Genomic DNA, 14490 nt, shown 5'->3' with positions numbered 1-14490 from the left:
GGGACGGCGGCGAAGGTGTGATTTTCAAAATTATCACAAGACTGCTTGCCCCGCCGGGTGCTGTTTCCGGACAGGTCGACTCACCACACTCCGGCAGGCCTGTCATCCACACGTCCTGCTGGAGAAACCCATGCCACACCACTTCGCCCCGCCTCGCTGGGTCCTTTTTGTCGCCGCCAGCCTCGCAGCTTGCGGTGCGTTCGCAGCGTCCGTCGCCGCAGCGCCGGCGACGGCACCCCCCGCTACGCTCGTCGTCGTGCGCGAGAGCCAGCAGATGCCGTGGAATGCGGTGGCGCTGGATGGGCGAGGGCGCTTCATCGTCAGCACGCCGCGCTGGACGGGCAATACGGGCCCGGCCGTGGCCATCGCGCGCAAGGATGGCGCGCTCGCCCCCTATCCGGACGTCGGCTGGAACAGCTGGACGCCGGGCAGCGCCGCGGGGCACGCGTTCGTCAGCGTCAACGCGATCCACAAGGACGCACGCGGCGACCTCTGGATCGTCGACACGGGCACGCCGGAGTTCGGCGGCACGCCGGTGGCCGATGGCGCCAAGGTCGTCCACATCGATCCGCGCACCGATCGCGTGGTGCGCGTCTACCTCTTCCCGAAAGACGCGATCCGCGATCACTCCTATGTCGACGACATCCGCATCCACGGTCGACATGCCTACCTGACCGATGCCGGCGAAGGCGCGGTGATCGTGCTGGACCTGGACAGCGGCAATGCGAGGCGCCGCTTCGATGGCGCAGCGTTTGCCCGCGCCCGCCCCAACGACAGGATCGTCGTCAATGGCAAAGTGCTCACCGGCAACGATGGCAAGCCGCTGCAGGTCAATGCCGATCCGTTGGAGCTGAGTCCGGATGGCCGCACCCTGTACTTCGGCCCACTGACCGGCCCGCTGTCGCAGATCGAGACGCGCCATCTGGACGACGACGCCATCGGCGACGCCGCCCTCGCGCAGCATGTGCGCCCGTGGTTCGACAATCCGCCGATCGGTGGCACCGCGATGGGCGCCGACGGCAGCCTGTACTACACGCCGCTGGCCGACAACACGCTGGTGCGGCGTGCACCGGACGGGACGGTATCGACGATCGCCCACGATCGCGATCTGCGTTGGGCCGATGCGCCGTTTCTCGATGGCCAGGGCCACGTCTACCTGCCGGTTGCGCAGATCGACGGTGCACCGGCCTTCAATCAAGGCACATCCACCATTCGCTTCCCGGTGAAGCTGTACCGGGTCGATCTGCCGGCAGGCCAGCGCTAGCTGTGCTTTAGGTGCGGCATGTTCGTCGCCGGGCGTGCTGCGCAGTCCTTCCGTCCATCAGAGAGCGCCGAGTGAGTCGGCACTTCTTTCCCCGGAGTCGAATTCCATGGCCCAGACCCTGCAGGTTCGTCTGCTGACGATCGATCTCTCGTTTCATCGTGCGGCCTCCGGTGTGATCCGGTCCGTTCTTGCCCGCCATGGCGTGGACGTGACGGAAACGCTCGCCCCGCACGCGCAGGCCTTCGCACAACTGCACGCGGGCGCGGCCGACATGCTGTGCAGCGCATGGCTGCCCGACAGCCACGGCGTCTATTTCGCTCCGATGGCGAGCAGGTTCGAGAAGGTCGCCGTCCTCTACCGCCCCTATGCGTACTGGGGCGTGCCGGACTACGTGCCGCAGGCCCTGGTGTCCTCGATCGAGGAGCTGCGCAAGCCGGAGGTGGCTGCACGCATGCACAAGCGCATCCAGGGCATCGGCGCGGGCGCGGGCATCAGCCGGTTCTCGCGCGCGGCGATGACGCAGTATGGCCTTGCAGAGGCCGGTTATCACTTCGAGAACGGCACACTGGACGACTGCGTGGCGGCGTACGAACATGCGGTGCAGCACGGCCATTGGGTCGTGGTGCCGTTGTGGAAGCCGCAGTTCCTGCATGAGACATACGCGATCCGGCCACTGCAGGATCCGCTGGGAGTGATGGGCGGCGCCGACGAGGCGACGCTGCTCGTGCGCCACGAGGTGATGCACCGGTTGCCGGAAGAGGCAGCGGCCGCGTTGCGTAACACGTATCTGGGCAACGAAGCGGTGTCGCGGCTGGATGATCTCGTCTCGCGCGAACGGATGGATCCGCTGGAGGCCGCGCGTCGTTGGTCGCAGGCCACGAACTAGCGATGCCCTGTCGCCGCGCCAGGTGAGCGGGTTCGGGACCGGTGCCAGCGCGAAAGTCTGCGTCTCAAGACATGCACCGCGGCTTCGGCCGCAGACCTTGATGCACGTCGCACGCTACGGCCGCGGAATCCGAGAGGACGTCATCCTGTGCGCGCTTATGCTGGCGGCGCGGCGAAGCTCTCCGGCCAGACCAGCGAACGGTGAAGCTGCGCGCCGGCCATGGCGCCGCTGCCCACGGCCAGTGACAGCGAATGCGGCGCTTTCGCCAGGTCGCCGCAGGCGAAGACGCCGGCCACCGAGGTCCTGTGCTCGGCGTCGATGCGGACCTGGAGGCCCATCGGCGTCTCTTCCAGCTGGCAGCCCATGGCTTCGGCGAGGGAGCCGGACGGGACGGTGCGCGGGGCCGTGAAAAGGCCGGCGAAGGTCAGCCGGCGACCGTCGGCCAGGACCACGTCGGCATGCCCGTCGATCCTGTCGATGGGCGCCTCCTCGATCGCCACGCCGCGGCCGGTCAGGCGAGCCCTGGCCGCTTCGTCCAGGTGCAGCGCGCCGTTGACGAGCAAGGTCACATCGCCCCATTCGGTGAGCAGTTCGGCCTGGTGCGCGGACAGCGGGCCGGCGCCGACGATGCCGATGCGACCCTGGTCCAGCTCGTAGCCGTGGCAGTACGGGCAGTGGAAGACCGCCGTGCCCCAGCGTTCGGCAAGACCGTCGACGGCCGGAAGCCGGTCGGCGACGCCAGTGGCCAGCAGGATGCGACGTCCCTGGTGAGTGCCGCCATCGGAGGTGGTCACCGTGAAGGCGTCCAGGGAGCCGGTGACGGTCAGTGCGTGGGCGTCGAGCCAGGCCAGCGTCGGATAGGCGTCGAGTTGCTGGCGCGCGGTCGCCGCGATGGCGTCCGGCGGCACGCCGTCCTGGCCGAGGAAGCCATGTGCATGGCGGGCCGTGCGATTGCGGCGCTGACCCGCGTCGATCACCAGCACGGAGCGGCGTGCCCGCAGCAATTGCAGGGCGGCGGCCATGCCCGCATAGCTGCCGCCGATGACGATGGTTTCGTAATGCATGCTCAATTCCTCGTGCGTCGTGCCGCCGCATGCCGGCGCGCGAAGTCGGCGGCCAGGTCGGCAAGGGTGATCTCCGAAAACCGCTTCAACAGCAACGCCTCGGCTTCTGCGAACGTGCTTTCCAGTGCGGCATTCACCGCTTGCTCCACCAGGCACGCCGGGGATTCGTGGCGATTGCCGATGGCGAACAGGGCCGGTTCGCCCAGTGCCTCGTGCAACTGGCGCAGAGTGACCGCGGCCAGGTCGGCATGGATGCGCCACCCGCCGGCGTGCCCGCGGTCCGAGGTCACGATGCCGGCTTCGCGCAGGTACCCCATCGTGCGCCGGACCACGACGGGGTTGGTGCCCAGGCACTGGGCCAGGGCGTCGGAGGTCATGGGGCCCTCGTGCTCGGCCATGTGCAGCAAAGCATGCAGGACGGAGGACAGGCGGCTGTCGCGTTTCATGTAACTAATGATGTTTCGAAATGCGTGGCGGGTCAAGCACGACCTGCATTCCGGCGTGGTCGATCGCGTGCAACCGGATTCGCTTTGATTGCGGATGCGCTGCTGTCGGCGGCCGGGCGTTTGTTCATCGTGGACAGGTAACGACCTTGTCGGGCGCCATGGCCGCGGCGCTGTTTGTCGACCGCTTCACGCCTCGGACCACGTACCTTGATCCAGCCTGAGATGCAGGCGGAATTCCCCGGATGGGAAAGGAACATGGAATGAAGACGAAGACGAAGGCGAAGGGCTTGGCGATCATGGCGGCAGCTGGGCTGGCGCTGTCCTTTCAGGCGCAGGCACAGTCCTGCTGTCCCTCTGGCGGGCATGGGGTGGTGGGCAAGGGACTCGGCGAAAGCGTGCCCAAGGCGCTGAATCTGGCCACGGACTCGGCCTGGCGCGTCTACGCGTTCTCGCGCGATGGCGTGAACTACCTGCAGATCAACGACGCCAGCGGTGTGGTGCGTGCCGCGGTCGGCCGCATCGGCAAGACCCTGTGGGTGCTGCCGATGGGCAGCGACGTGGCGCGGGTCTCGCTGACGGCATCGCCGGCGATGCCGGGTCGCGTGATCTATCGGACAGCGGATGTGGTGGTGCGGCTGCGCGAGGATGCCAGCGGCGACGCCTGGGAGATCACCGCGGTGGAGTGAGGCCGGCGGCCTGGCTTTCGGACACCAGGAAGCTGAAGCTCAACGCATGGCGGCGCCGGCAGGTGCCGCCATGCGCCTGCAGGCGGACCGCCAGCTCGCGCTCCGGCGCCTCCGGGCGGCGCCGCAAGGCGCTCAGCATCGCGGCATCGGCGGTGATGCGGATGGCGATGCCCTGCCGCCCTCTGGCACGCCATACGCGCGCCTGCAGCAGATGGGTGTGGGCCACGGGCAGCGTCTCGATCGCGTCGAGGATGCAGCGATAGGCCACCAGTTGCAGGCCCAGCGACAGCCGCCGCGGATCGCAATGCAGGCGGCAGCGGAACTCCGTCCCGCACAGGTTGGCGAAGGTCGGCGAGCGCAGGGTGGGGTACAGCCCATGCGTCTCGATGCCGAGCGGATACAGTGCAGTGACGTACTCGTCCAGCAACTGCGCCTGGATCACGCCGGTGCGGGTCATCTGCATGGCGGCGGCGTAATGGCCGCGCGCGCGCAGGTCCTCCACCACGTCGCGACGCAGCTTGTTGATCTGGGTGCTGAGGTCGGTGTAGTCGACCACGCGCCGGCGCAGCGTGCGTTCGGCCGACAGATAGCCGGCCTGCGCGAAGGCCAGCGCCTGCTCGCGCAGGCGTCCGTCGTCGCGCATGTGCCGATAGGCCGCGGAGATGCGCGATCCGAACGCGAACATCATCGTGGCCGTGGCAGCAAGCAGGATCTGCACCACGAACGCGTCGGCGTCGTGCATGCCGGGTGCCACGACCCTGGGCATGGACAGCGCCACGGCGACGTTCGCCAGGACCACGCCGAGCGCCGCGCCCCGCCACCCATGTCGCAGCGTCAGCACGATCGCCGGGATCACCAGCAGGACCATCAGCAGTTGCCGCAGCAGCGCGTCGCCGGCCAGGGCGATCGATGCCGACAGCGCCACGACCACGCCGATCGACGCCAGCCCCTCGCGCAGCAGCGAGGCCTGCATCTGCGCGGGCTCGTCGCGGCGCAACCACAGCAACGCCGGCAGCACGAACATCAGCGTGCCGAGGTAATCGCCAAGCCAGTAGCGCAGCAGCACGTCCAGTGGCGCGGGCCCTGCCGGCCCGCCAAGTGCGGTGTTGATCGCGATGTTGCACAGCGTGCTCCACAGCGCGGTCGCCAGTGTCAGCGGCAGCAGCCAGTGATCGTTGCGTGCCAGATCCGGAATGCGTTGACGCACGACGACCGGCAGCAGCGACACGGCCGGCATCAGCAGGAACGGACTCAGATATGCCCAGGTGGCGCTTGCGCCCCAGGCCTCGCTCATCGGAATGCGCAGCGTCAGCAACGCGGCGGCTTCGCCGGCCAGCAACCACGGCCAGCGCCGTGCGGGCAGGAACAACAGGCTGGCGACGCGCACGCCTGCCGGCAGATACCACTGGTCCACGGAGCAGCGCCAGGCCAGCAGGAAGGCGCTGCAGTAGGCCGCGCTCAGTAGAGCGCCTTTGGCGATATCTCGTCCCGCGGCCATCCCCGCCATCCGTGGTGTGTTGCCGCTACTGTATAAGCCAGCTCGCTGTCGAAGGTAGACAGTTGGCGGCGGACGCGACAGTGTGAGACGCATCGCAGTGATCGACGGATGCAGACGCATACCTGTTGGTTTTTCCTGGCTGTGCATTCGCGTTAGCGGTAACAACGCTGACGCTTCGCTCCGACACCCGGCGTTCGATCCCGTGACCGCAAGGCCCGCGCGAAACCTTGCAGCGAAGCGTGCTGTCGATACCTTCAGGCGGCGTGACATCGTTTCGATCGGCGAGGGAAACGGCCTGGCGTGTGCGGCCGCGCCCGCATCGTGTTCAGGACGGCCGGTCACAACGTTGGATGGTCTACGTTTGTAAGCGGGGAAGGCGTAGCATCGCGCCATGGCTTCCGTGCATCGGCCTCCGGTTCCGGCATTGCGCGGCCTGGTGACATCGGTGTGGGCGTACGATCCAGCACCGATGTCGGCAGCCGAACGGGCGCCCGTGCGCGAGCATGTGCTGCCGACTGGCGCCACGCATCTCGCTGTTCGGGTCGGCGGCGCTCCGTTGCAGGTGTTCGACCACGCCGCTGACCTGCATGGCCATCGCCTGGGCCATGCGGTGGTGGGCGGGGTGCGCACGGCGTATCACGTGCGCGATGTCGCGCAGCCCGCCGTCTCGGTCGGTGCGATGTTGCGTCCCGGCGCCACCGGCGTGCTGCTTGGCGTGCCCGAATCCGCGTTGGCCGGGCATCACACGCCGCTGGAGCTGTTGCTGTCCGCTGGCGAGGTCGATGCGCTGCTGGAACGGCTGCAGGTGTGCATCGATGCGCCAGCGCGGCTGGCGGTATTCGAACATTGGTTGACTGCGCGTGCTCGTGGCCGGCCACCGATGCTGCATCCAGCGCTGGAAAGGATGTTTGCGTGCGCCTGGCATCCAGGGTTGCGCGTGGAGACAATGGTGCGCGCCAGCGGGCTCAGCCATCGGCATTGCATCGCCATGTTCCGGCAGGCCACCGGTCTCGCGCCGAACGCCTGGCTACGGCTGCAACGGTTCTCGCATGCGCTGGAACTTGCCTGCGACCGATCGCGGGACTGGGCCGGGATCGCCGCCGCCAGTGGCTTCGCCGACCAGGCGCATCTGGCCAATATCTTTCGCAGCGTGGCCGGGGTGACGCCGTCCGCCTGGCGGCGGATGGCCGACCCGGCCGCACCACGGCACGTGCCGCGCTGAGCGGGGTGCAGGTCAAATCCTTGCAAGACGCTGTGCATGCGCCGCGGCACACTAATGGCCTGTCACCACACGAGGCCTCGACATGGCGATCCACGAGCTCTATGCCTACCAGTGCGTGCGCGACGCAGCCGCCGCAATGGCGTTCTACGCCCAAGCGTTTGGCGCACGCGAACTGTTCCGCCTCACCGAGCCGGACGGGCGCATCGGCCATGCCGAAGTGGATCTCGACGGCCATACGCTGATGTTGTCGGAGGAGTATCCGGACATGGGCGTGCGCAGCCCGGAACACCTCGGTGCCACGCCGGTCACGCTGCACCTGCATGTGGACGATGCCGACGCGTTGGTCGCCCGCGCGGTCGCCGCGGGCGCCACGCTCGAGCGCGGCATGCAGGACCACTTCTACGGCGAACGCTCCGGCACCGTGCGCGATCCCTTCGGCCACCGCTGGCTGATCGGCCACGCGATCGAGTCGGTGACGCCGGAGGAGATGCAGCGGCGCTATACGGCGCTGTTCGCGAAGGCGCCGACACCCTGAGCAGGGAGCTGATGGCGGCGAGGCCTACCAGCAGCCGTCGCAGTTCGACGTCAGCAAGTTCATCATCGCGAGGACCACGTCGTGGCCATCGGCCAGATCGCGCTCGCTACCGGCGACGCCGGGACGTCGCTGTTTTCCTATTGCGACGTCTGGCGATTTCGCGATGGGCGGATGGCGGAATTGGAGGCGTACGTGGTGCCGCTGCCGGCAGCACAGGACCGTCAACCTCGGGCGCGCGCCCGGCCTATCGCTCACTGCAACACGGTATCCGCCAGCAGCTTCAGGTTCAGCACCACGATCAGCGCGGCGATCGCCCAGGCCAGCCAGGCCAGGCCGCGCCGCACCACCAGCGGGCCCATGCGCTGCTTGTCGGTGACGAAGCGCACTAGCGGAATCACCGCGAACGGTAACTGCATCGACAGCACCACCTGGCTCAGCACCAGCAGCTTGGCGGTGCCCTGTTCGCCGTACAGCGAGGTCACGGCGACCACCGGCACGATCGCCAGACCTCGGGTCAGCAGGCGCCGCGCCCACGGCGGCAGGCGCAGGTGCAGGAAGCCCTCCATCACGATCTGCCCGGCCAGGGTGGCGGTGACGGTGGAGTTGATGCCGGAGGCCAGCAGCGCCACCGCGAACAGGGTCGAGGCCAGGCCGACGCCGAGCATCGGCGCCAGCAGTTCGTGGGCCTGTTCGATTTCCTCCACGTCGGTGCGGCCATGCGCATGGAACACCGCGGCGGCCAGGATCAGGATCGCGGCGTTGACGAACAGCGCCAGGCTCAGCGCGATGGTGCTGTCGGCCAGCGCCCAGCGCAGCGCCGAGCGGCGGCCCTGGTCGGTGCGCTCGTAGGCGCGGGTCTGCACGATCGACGAATGCAGATATAGGTTGTGCGGCATCACCGTCGCGCCGATGATGCCGATCGCCAGGTACAGCGCGGCTGGGTCGGTCACCACCTGCGCGCGCGGGATGAAGCCGGCCAGCACCTCGCGCAGCGGTGGCGCGGCCAGCACGATCTGCACCAGGAAGCAGGCGAAGATCACCGTCAGCAGGGCGATCACGAATGCTTCCAGCGCGCGGAAGCCGCGGCGCATCAGGAACAGCACAAGCAGCGCGTCGATCGACGTAATGATCGCGCCGGCGGTGAGCGGGATGCCGAACAGCAGCTTCAGCGCGATCGCGGTGCCGATCACCTCGGCCAGGTCGCAGGCGACGATGGCGGCCTCGCAGGCCAGCCACAGCAGGAAGTTCACCGGCTTGGAATAGTGCGCGCGGCAGGCCTGGGCCAGATCCAGGCCGGTGGCGATGCCCAGGCGCGCGGCCAGCCCCTGCAGCACGATCGCCATCAGGTTGGAGAGCAGGATCACCGACAGCAGCAGGTAGCCGAAGTGCGAGCCGCCGGCGATGTCGGTCGCCCAGTTGCCCGGATCCATGTAGCCCACCGAGACCATGTAGCCGGGCCCCAGGAAGGCCAGGAAGCGGCGCCAGCCCAGGCCGGTGCGCGGCACGGCGACGCTCGCGTTCATCGCCCCCAGGCTGGGGCGCGCCTCGCCATGGCTGGCGTGTTCGGCAGCGGAACTCGGCAGGGGCAGGGGGGCGGCCATGGCGACGACAGCGTGGGGCGGGGTGCGAACGAGTATATAGCAGATGCTATATGGATTAGCATTGGCAATTCAAATCGCTGCGATAGCCCGGATTTCGGCCAGAATAGGCAGGTGGCCGGCGGGCGCCGGCACAGGACAAGGGCGTTGCGATGCAGAAAAGCGGGAAGTCGATGGCGCCGCCGGCGGTGCTGCTCGACGCCGAAGTGCAGGTCGAAAGCTTCCGCCAGGTGCGCGAGGCGCACCGCCTGGAGCTGATCGAGGACTATGTGGAGCTGATTTCCGACCTGCTCGCCGACGGCGGCGAAGCGCGGCAGGTGGATATCGCCGCGCGCCTGGGCGTGGCCCAGCCGACCGTGGCCAAGATGCTCAAACGTCTGGTCAAGGGCGGCTGGGTGGTGCAGCGTCCGTATCGCGGCGTGTTCCTGACCGCCGAGGGCGAGGCGCTGGCCGCGGCCAGCCGGCAGCGCCACCAGACCGTGGAGCAGTTCCTGCTGGCCCTGGGCATCGACGCGGACACCGCACGCCGCGATGCCGAGGGCATCGAACACCACGTCAGCGAGGCGACGCTGGCGGTGTTCGCCGAGTTCGTGCGCAAGCACGGCGCGTCGCGATGAGCGCGGGCGACGACGCGCACCGGGCGCGCGACGCGCACTGGATGCGCCACGCGCTGGCCCTGGCCGAGCGCGCCGAACGCGAATTCGACGAGATCCCGGTCGGTGCGGTGCTGGTCTCTGCAGACGATGCGGTATTGGGCGAGGGCTGGAACCTCAACATCGCCGAACACGATCCCAGCGCGCATGCGGAGATCGTCGCGCTGCGCCAGGCCGGTCGCCGGCTCGGCAATCATCGCCTGGTCGGCAGCCGCCTGTACGTGACCCTGGAGCCGTGCGCGATGTGCGCGATGGCGGTGGTGCACGCGCGGGTGGCGGAACTGGTCTACGCCGCGACCGATCCCAAGACCGGTGCCTGCGGCAGTGTGTTCGACCTGCTCGTCGATCCGCGCCATAACCACCGCGTGCAGGTCCGCGGCGGGGTGCTGGCGGCGGAGGCCAGCACGCGCCTGACCAATTACTTCCGCGCCAAGCGCGGCAAGCCGCCGCTGGGCGCGTGAGCGGCAAGCCCCTGCCGGTTGCGCAGGCCGCGCGGTATCATTGAAGCCTGATACGACACTTCCGCGCCGGCCCCGCCGCCGCGAACGACAGGACGGTGATATGGCGCAAGCGCACGTGGCGAACGATCGGCTGATCTGGATCGATCTGGAAATGACCGGCTTGGATACCGATCGCGATTCGATCATCGAAATCGCCACGGTGGTGACCGACGGGCAACTCAACGTGCTGGCCGAGGGCCCGGAGTTCGCCATCGCCCATCCGCTGCAGACGCTGGAGGCGATGGACGAGTGGAACCGCAACCAGCACCGCCATTCCGGCCTGTGGCAGCGCGTGCTCGACAGCCAGGTCACCCTGGCCGGGGCCGAGGCCGAGACCATGGCGTTCCTGACCCAGTGGTGCAAGCCCGGCACCTCGCCGATGTGCGGCAACTCGATCTGCCAGGACCGGCGCTTCCTGCACCGGCAGATGCCGCGGCTGGAGCGCTTCTTCCACTACCGCAACCTGGACGTGTCGACGCTGAAGGAACTGGCGCGGCGCTGGGCGCCGGCGGTGTCGGCCGGGCTGACCAAGACCTCATCGCACACCGCGCTCAGCGACGTGCACGATTCCATCGACGAACTGCGCTACTACCGCCCGTTCATGGGCAGGCTGGGCGGGCAGGGCGAGGGCTGATCCGTCGTCCGCGGCGCTTTGTCAGGCGCGAATGCGGAATGGCGCCCGACAATCGTCGGGCGCGTGCCATAAAGGCAGGTGTTGACGCCGCCGCTCAGCGCGCCAGCGGCGGTCCCGGCTTGGTCTCGCCGTCGTCGGTCACGCCCTTGGTCAGCAGCTCGGCGATCGGGCGGCCGTCGGCATCGTGGTGGTACACGTGCAGGTCGCGCTGCGGATACGGAATGCTGAGCCCGTTCTCCAGCAACTGGTTGCGGATCTGCTCCAGTGTGCTGCTCTTGGCCGCGCCGAAATCGCCGTTCTTGGCGTAGCCGAACAGCATCAGGTCCACCGTGCTCTCGCCCAGGTTGGTGACCTGCACGAACGGGGCGGGCGTCTTCAGGATGTTCGGGTTGTCCTGGGCGATCTTCAGCAATAGCTCCTGCGCCTTCTTCAGGTCGTCGCCGTAGCCGACGCCGACGGTGATCTCCAGGCGCCGGTTGGGCAGTGTGCTGTAGTTGACGATCGGCGCGGTGGTGATGGTGCTGTTGGGCAGGGTCACCATGCGCTCGTCGAAGGTGCGGATGCGGGTCTGGAAGATCCGGATCTCGTCGACCACGCCTTCCTGACCGGCCACCACCACGTGGTCGCCGTCGCGCATCGGCCGCAGCACGATCAGCATGACCCCGGAGGCGATGTTGGACAGCGAGTCCTTCAGCGCCAGGCCCACCGCCAGGCCAGCGGCGCCGAGCACGGCGAACAGCGAGGTCGGCGGCACGCCGATCTTCTGCAGCGCAGTGACCAGCACGAGCACCAGCATCAACGCATAGGCGACGTTGCGCAGGAAGTTGCTGAGGGTGGTTTCCACCCGTGCGCGCAGCAGGGCGCGCTGCAGCCACATGCTCAGGCGCTTGGCGATCCACATCCCGACCACCACGATCAGGATCGCCACGCCCCAGTTGAGCGCGTACTGCGCCCAATCCAGGGTCCGCCAGTCGAACGGGCGCGCCGTCCGCGTCGCCGGCGCAGCGGTCGTGGCCGCCGTCAGTGCCGTCAGCCACGACTGCATCGGCATCACCCCTTGCTCTTGAGCTTGGCCAGGCGCAGCCAGGTGTCGACCACGGTGTCCGGGTTCAGCGACACCGACTCGATGCCTTCCTGCATCAGCCACTCCGCCAGGTCCGGGTGATCCGACGGACCCTGGCCGCAGATGCCCACGTACTTGCCCTTGGCGCGCGCGGCCTTGATCGCCATCGACAGCATCTTCTTGACCGCTGGATTGCGCTCGTCGAACAGGTGCGCCACGATCGAGGAATCGCGGTCCAGGCCCAGGGTGAGCTGGGTGAGATCGTTGGAGCCGATCGAGAAGCCGTCGAAGATCTCCAGGAATTCCTCGGCCAGCAGCGCGTTCGACGGCACCTCGCACATCATGATGATCTTCAGGCCGTTCTCGCCCTGGCGCAGGCCGTTGCTGGCCAGCACCTCGACGACCTTGCGGCCTTCCTCGAGGGTGCGCACGAACGGGATCATGACCCACATGTTGTCCAGGCCCATCTCGTTGCGCACCTTGAGCACGGCCTTGCATTCCAGCGCGAACGCGGCGGCGAAGCTCGAATCGACGTAGCGGCTGGCGCCGCGGAAGCCGATCATCGGATTCTCTTCGTGCGGCTCGTAGTTGCTGCCGCCGATCAGGTTGGCGTACTCGTTGGACTTGAAGTCCGACAGACGCACGATCACCGGGTGCGGCGCCACCGACGCGGTCAGCGTGGCGATGCCTTCGGCCAGGCGGTTGACGTAGAAGCTCACCGGGTCGGCATAACCGGCGATCTTCTCGTCGATCTTCTTCTTGGTCGCCGCGTCCTGCTTGGCGTACTCCAGCAGTGCGTTGGGATGGATGCCGATGTGCGCGGCGATGATCATCTCCAGGCGCGCCAGACCGATGCCGGCGTTGGGCAACTGGCCGAAGTCGAACGCCCGCTCCGGGTTGGCCACGTTCATCATGATCTTCAGCGGCGCCGGCGGCATGTTGCCCAGGTCCGTGGTGGTGCGCTCGAACGGCAGGCGCTCGCCATAGATGTAGCCGGTGTCGCCTTCGGCGCAGCTGACCGTCACTTCCTTGCCGTCCTCGACCAGCTCCATCGCGTTGCCGGTGCCGACCACTGCCGGCACGCCCAGCTCGCGTGCGATGATCGCCGCGTGGCAGGTGCGGCCGCCGCGATTGGTGACGATCGCCGAGGCGCGCTTCATCACCGGCTCCCAATCGGGATCGGTCATGTCCGCGACCAGCACGTCGCCGGGCTGCACCCGGTTCATGTCCTCCAGGCTGCGCACCACACGGGCGACGCCGGCGCCGATCTTCTGGCCGATGGCACGGCCTTCGGCGATCACCTCGCCGCGCTGCTGCAGCGCGAAGCGTTCGATCTGGGTCGCATGGCCGCGCGACTTCACCGTCTCCGGGCGCGCCTGCACGATGAACAGCTTGCCGCTGACGCCGTCCTTCGCCCATTCGATGTCCATCGGCCGCTGGTAGTGATGCTCGATCACCAGCGCCTGCTTGGCCAGTTCCTGCACGTCCTCGTCGCTGATCGAGAAGGTGTTGCGCAGCTCGGCTGGGGTGTCCTCGATGCGCACACGCTCGCCCGGAACGTCCGAATACACCATGCGGATCAGCTTGCTGCCCAGCGCGCGGCGCAGGATCGCCGGCTTGCCGGCCTTCAGGGTGGGCTTGTAGACATAGAACTCGTCGGGATTGACCGCGCCCTGCACGACCATTTCGCCGAGGCCGAAGCTCGAGGTAACGAACACCACGTCGCGGAAACCGGACTCGGTGTCCAGGGTGAACAACACGCCGGAGGCGCCGACGCCCGAGCGCACCATCAGCTGCACACCGGCCGACAGGAACACGTCCTCGTGCTTGAAGCCGTGGTGTACGCGGTAGGCGATGGCGCGATCGTTGTAGAGGCTGGCGAAGACTTCCTTGACCTTGTGCACCACGTCGTCGGCGCCGGTCACGTTGAGGAAGGTCTCCTGCTGGCCGGCGAAGCTGGCGTCGGGCAGGTCTTCGGCGGTGGCCGAGGAGCGCACCGCGACCGCGACTTCACCGCCGCCGTTCTCGTTGCACAGTTGCGCGTAGGCGTCGCGGATCGCCTGGTCCAGCTCCGGCTGCAGCGGCGCGTCGATCACCCATCCGCGGATTTCCTTGCCGGCGGCGGTCAGCGCGCCCACGTCTTCCACGTCCAGCGTGGCCAGCTTGTCGAAGATGCGCTGGTACAGATCGTTGTGGGCGACGAAGGCCTTGAACGCTTCGGCGGTGGTGGCGAAGCCGCCCGGCACGGACACGCCGAGCCCCGCCAGATTGCCGATCATTTCGCCGAGGGAGGAATTCTTGCCACCGACGCGAGCCAGGTCGGCCAGGCGCAGCTCATGCAACCACAGGATGTTCTCGTTCAAGCGCGATGCTCCGTTAGGCCATCGCCCGAGGCGGGCTGAATGGCCGCGTCCGTGAGGGAAGAAGCCGATATGATGCAG

The 14490-nt window shown here is 67.9% G+C and carries 14 protein-coding genes; 8 read left to right on the top strand and 6 right to left on the bottom strand.

The window, feature by feature from the left end; genetic code table 11:
• Positions 1 to 130 precede the first annotated feature (130 nt).
• Entirely contained in the window at positions 131 to 1264 is a 1134-nt protein-coding gene (locus AC1G9L_RS11550) for an L-dopachrome tautomerase-related protein (RefSeq protein ID WP_481069115.1), read from the top strand.
• A gap of 106 nt (positions 1265 to 1370) precedes the next feature.
• Positions 1371 to 2150: a glycine betaine ABC transporter substrate-binding protein gene (locus AC1G9L_RS11545; RefSeq protein WP_019799536.1), complete on the top strand. Its 780-nt coding sequence runs from the start codon at positions 1371 to 1373 to the stop codon at positions 2148 to 2150.
• A 155-nt stretch (positions 2151 to 2305) separates the two neighbouring features.
• Here the strand turns inward: AC1G9L_RS11545 and AC1G9L_RS11540 are convergent, their stop codons facing one another.
• Together AC1G9L_RS11540 and AC1G9L_RS11535 are read right to left on the bottom strand one after the other, a co-directional pair.
• Positions 2306 to 3214, bottom strand: coding sequence for an FAD-dependent oxidoreductase (locus AC1G9L_RS11540; RefSeq protein ID WP_019799535.1), 909 nt, complete (start codon positions 3212 to 3214; stop codon positions 2306 to 2308).
• A gap of 2 nt (positions 3215 to 3216) precedes the next feature.
• A complete protein-coding gene (locus tag AC1G9L_RS11535) occupies positions 3217 to 3660 on the bottom strand; it encodes an Rrf2 family transcriptional regulator (protein ID WP_019799534.1) in 444 nt (147 codons plus the stop codon).
• A gap of 260 nt (positions 3661 to 3920) precedes the next feature.
• Between AC1G9L_RS11535 and AC1G9L_RS11530 the strand changes: the two genes are divergently transcribed.
• Positions 3921 to 4346, top strand: coding sequence for a hypothetical protein (locus AC1G9L_RS11530; protein ID WP_019799533.1), 426 nt, complete (start codon positions 3921 to 3923; stop codon positions 4344 to 4346).
• Here AC1G9L_RS11530 and AC1G9L_RS11525 read toward each other — a convergent pair.
• On the bottom strand, positions 4330 to 5844 hold the full coding sequence (locus tag AC1G9L_RS11525; RefSeq protein WP_019799532.1) for an MASE1 domain-containing protein: 1515 nt from the start codon (positions 5842 to 5844) through the stop codon (positions 4330 to 4332). The two genes, AC1G9L_RS11530 and AC1G9L_RS11525, sit on opposite strands and share 17 nt — an antisense overlap.
• Positions 5845 to 6235: 391 nt before the next feature.
• On the opposite strand from AC1G9L_RS11525, the gene AC1G9L_RS11520 reads away from it, so the two are divergent.
• Both AC1G9L_RS11520 and AC1G9L_RS11515 read left to right on the top strand, forming a co-directional pair.
• Positions 6236 to 7066, top strand: coding sequence for a helix-turn-helix domain-containing protein (locus AC1G9L_RS11520; protein ID WP_481069113.1), 831 nt, complete (start codon positions 6236 to 6238; stop codon positions 7064 to 7066).
• Between the two features lie 82 nt (positions 7067 to 7148).
• Complete coding sequence (locus AC1G9L_RS11515) at positions 7149 to 7601, top strand: VOC family protein (protein ID WP_019799530.1); 453 nt, start codon at positions 7149 to 7151, stop codon at positions 7599 to 7601.
• A 251-nt stretch (positions 7602 to 7852) separates the two neighbouring features.
• Here the strand turns inward: AC1G9L_RS11515 and AC1G9L_RS11510 are convergent, their stop codons facing one another.
• Positions 7853 to 9124, bottom strand: a complete 1272-nt coding sequence (locus tag AC1G9L_RS11510) for an Nramp family divalent metal transporter (RefSeq protein WP_019799529.1) — start codon at positions 9122 to 9124, stop codon at positions 7853 to 7855.
• Between the two features lie 227 nt (positions 9125 to 9351).
• Between AC1G9L_RS11510 and mntR the strand changes: the two genes are divergently transcribed.
• The 3 genes from mntR (at position 9352) to orn (ending at position 10986) form a co-directional block, all read left to right on the top strand.
• Positions 9352 to 9816 carry a manganese-binding transcriptional regulator MntR gene (gene mntR / locus AC1G9L_RS11505; RefSeq protein ID WP_026143893.1) on the top strand — a complete coding sequence of 155 codons (465 nt, stop codon included), beginning with the start codon at positions 9352 to 9354 and terminating at the stop codon, positions 9814 to 9816.
• Positions 9813 to 10313, top strand: a complete 501-nt coding sequence (gene tadA, locus AC1G9L_RS11500) for a tRNA adenosine(34) deaminase TadA (RefSeq protein ID WP_019799528.1) — start codon at positions 9813 to 9815, stop codon at positions 10311 to 10313. The genes mntR and tadA overlap by 4 nt, the downstream gene beginning before the upstream one ends.
• A 100-nt stretch (positions 10314 to 10413) precedes the next feature.
• On the top strand, positions 10414 to 10986 hold the full coding sequence (gene orn / locus AC1G9L_RS11495; RefSeq protein WP_019799527.1) for an oligoribonuclease: 573 nt from the start codon (positions 10414 to 10416) through the stop codon (positions 10984 to 10986).
• Positions 10987 to 11080: 94 nt separating this feature from the next.
• Here the strand turns inward: orn and AC1G9L_RS11490 are convergent, their stop codons facing one another.
• Positions 11081 to 12031 (bottom strand): mechanosensitive ion channel domain-containing protein, encoded by a 951-nt coding sequence (locus tag AC1G9L_RS11490; protein ID WP_019799526.1) that lies wholly within the window; start codon positions 12029 to 12031, stop codon positions 11081 to 11083.
• 5 nt (positions 12032 to 12036) lie between these two features.
• The gene (gene ppsA, locus AC1G9L_RS11485; protein ID WP_019799525.1) at positions 12037 to 14412 is read right to left on the bottom strand and encodes a phosphoenolpyruvate synthase; all 2376 of its coding nucleotides are present in this window, start codon (positions 14410 to 14412) and stop codon (positions 12037 to 12039) included.
• Positions 14413 to 14490 lie beyond the last annotated feature (78 nt).

The organism is Xanthomonas sp. NCPPB 1132 (assembly GCF_056629235.1).
This window is presented reverse-complemented; position numbering and strand designations above follow the sequence as displayed.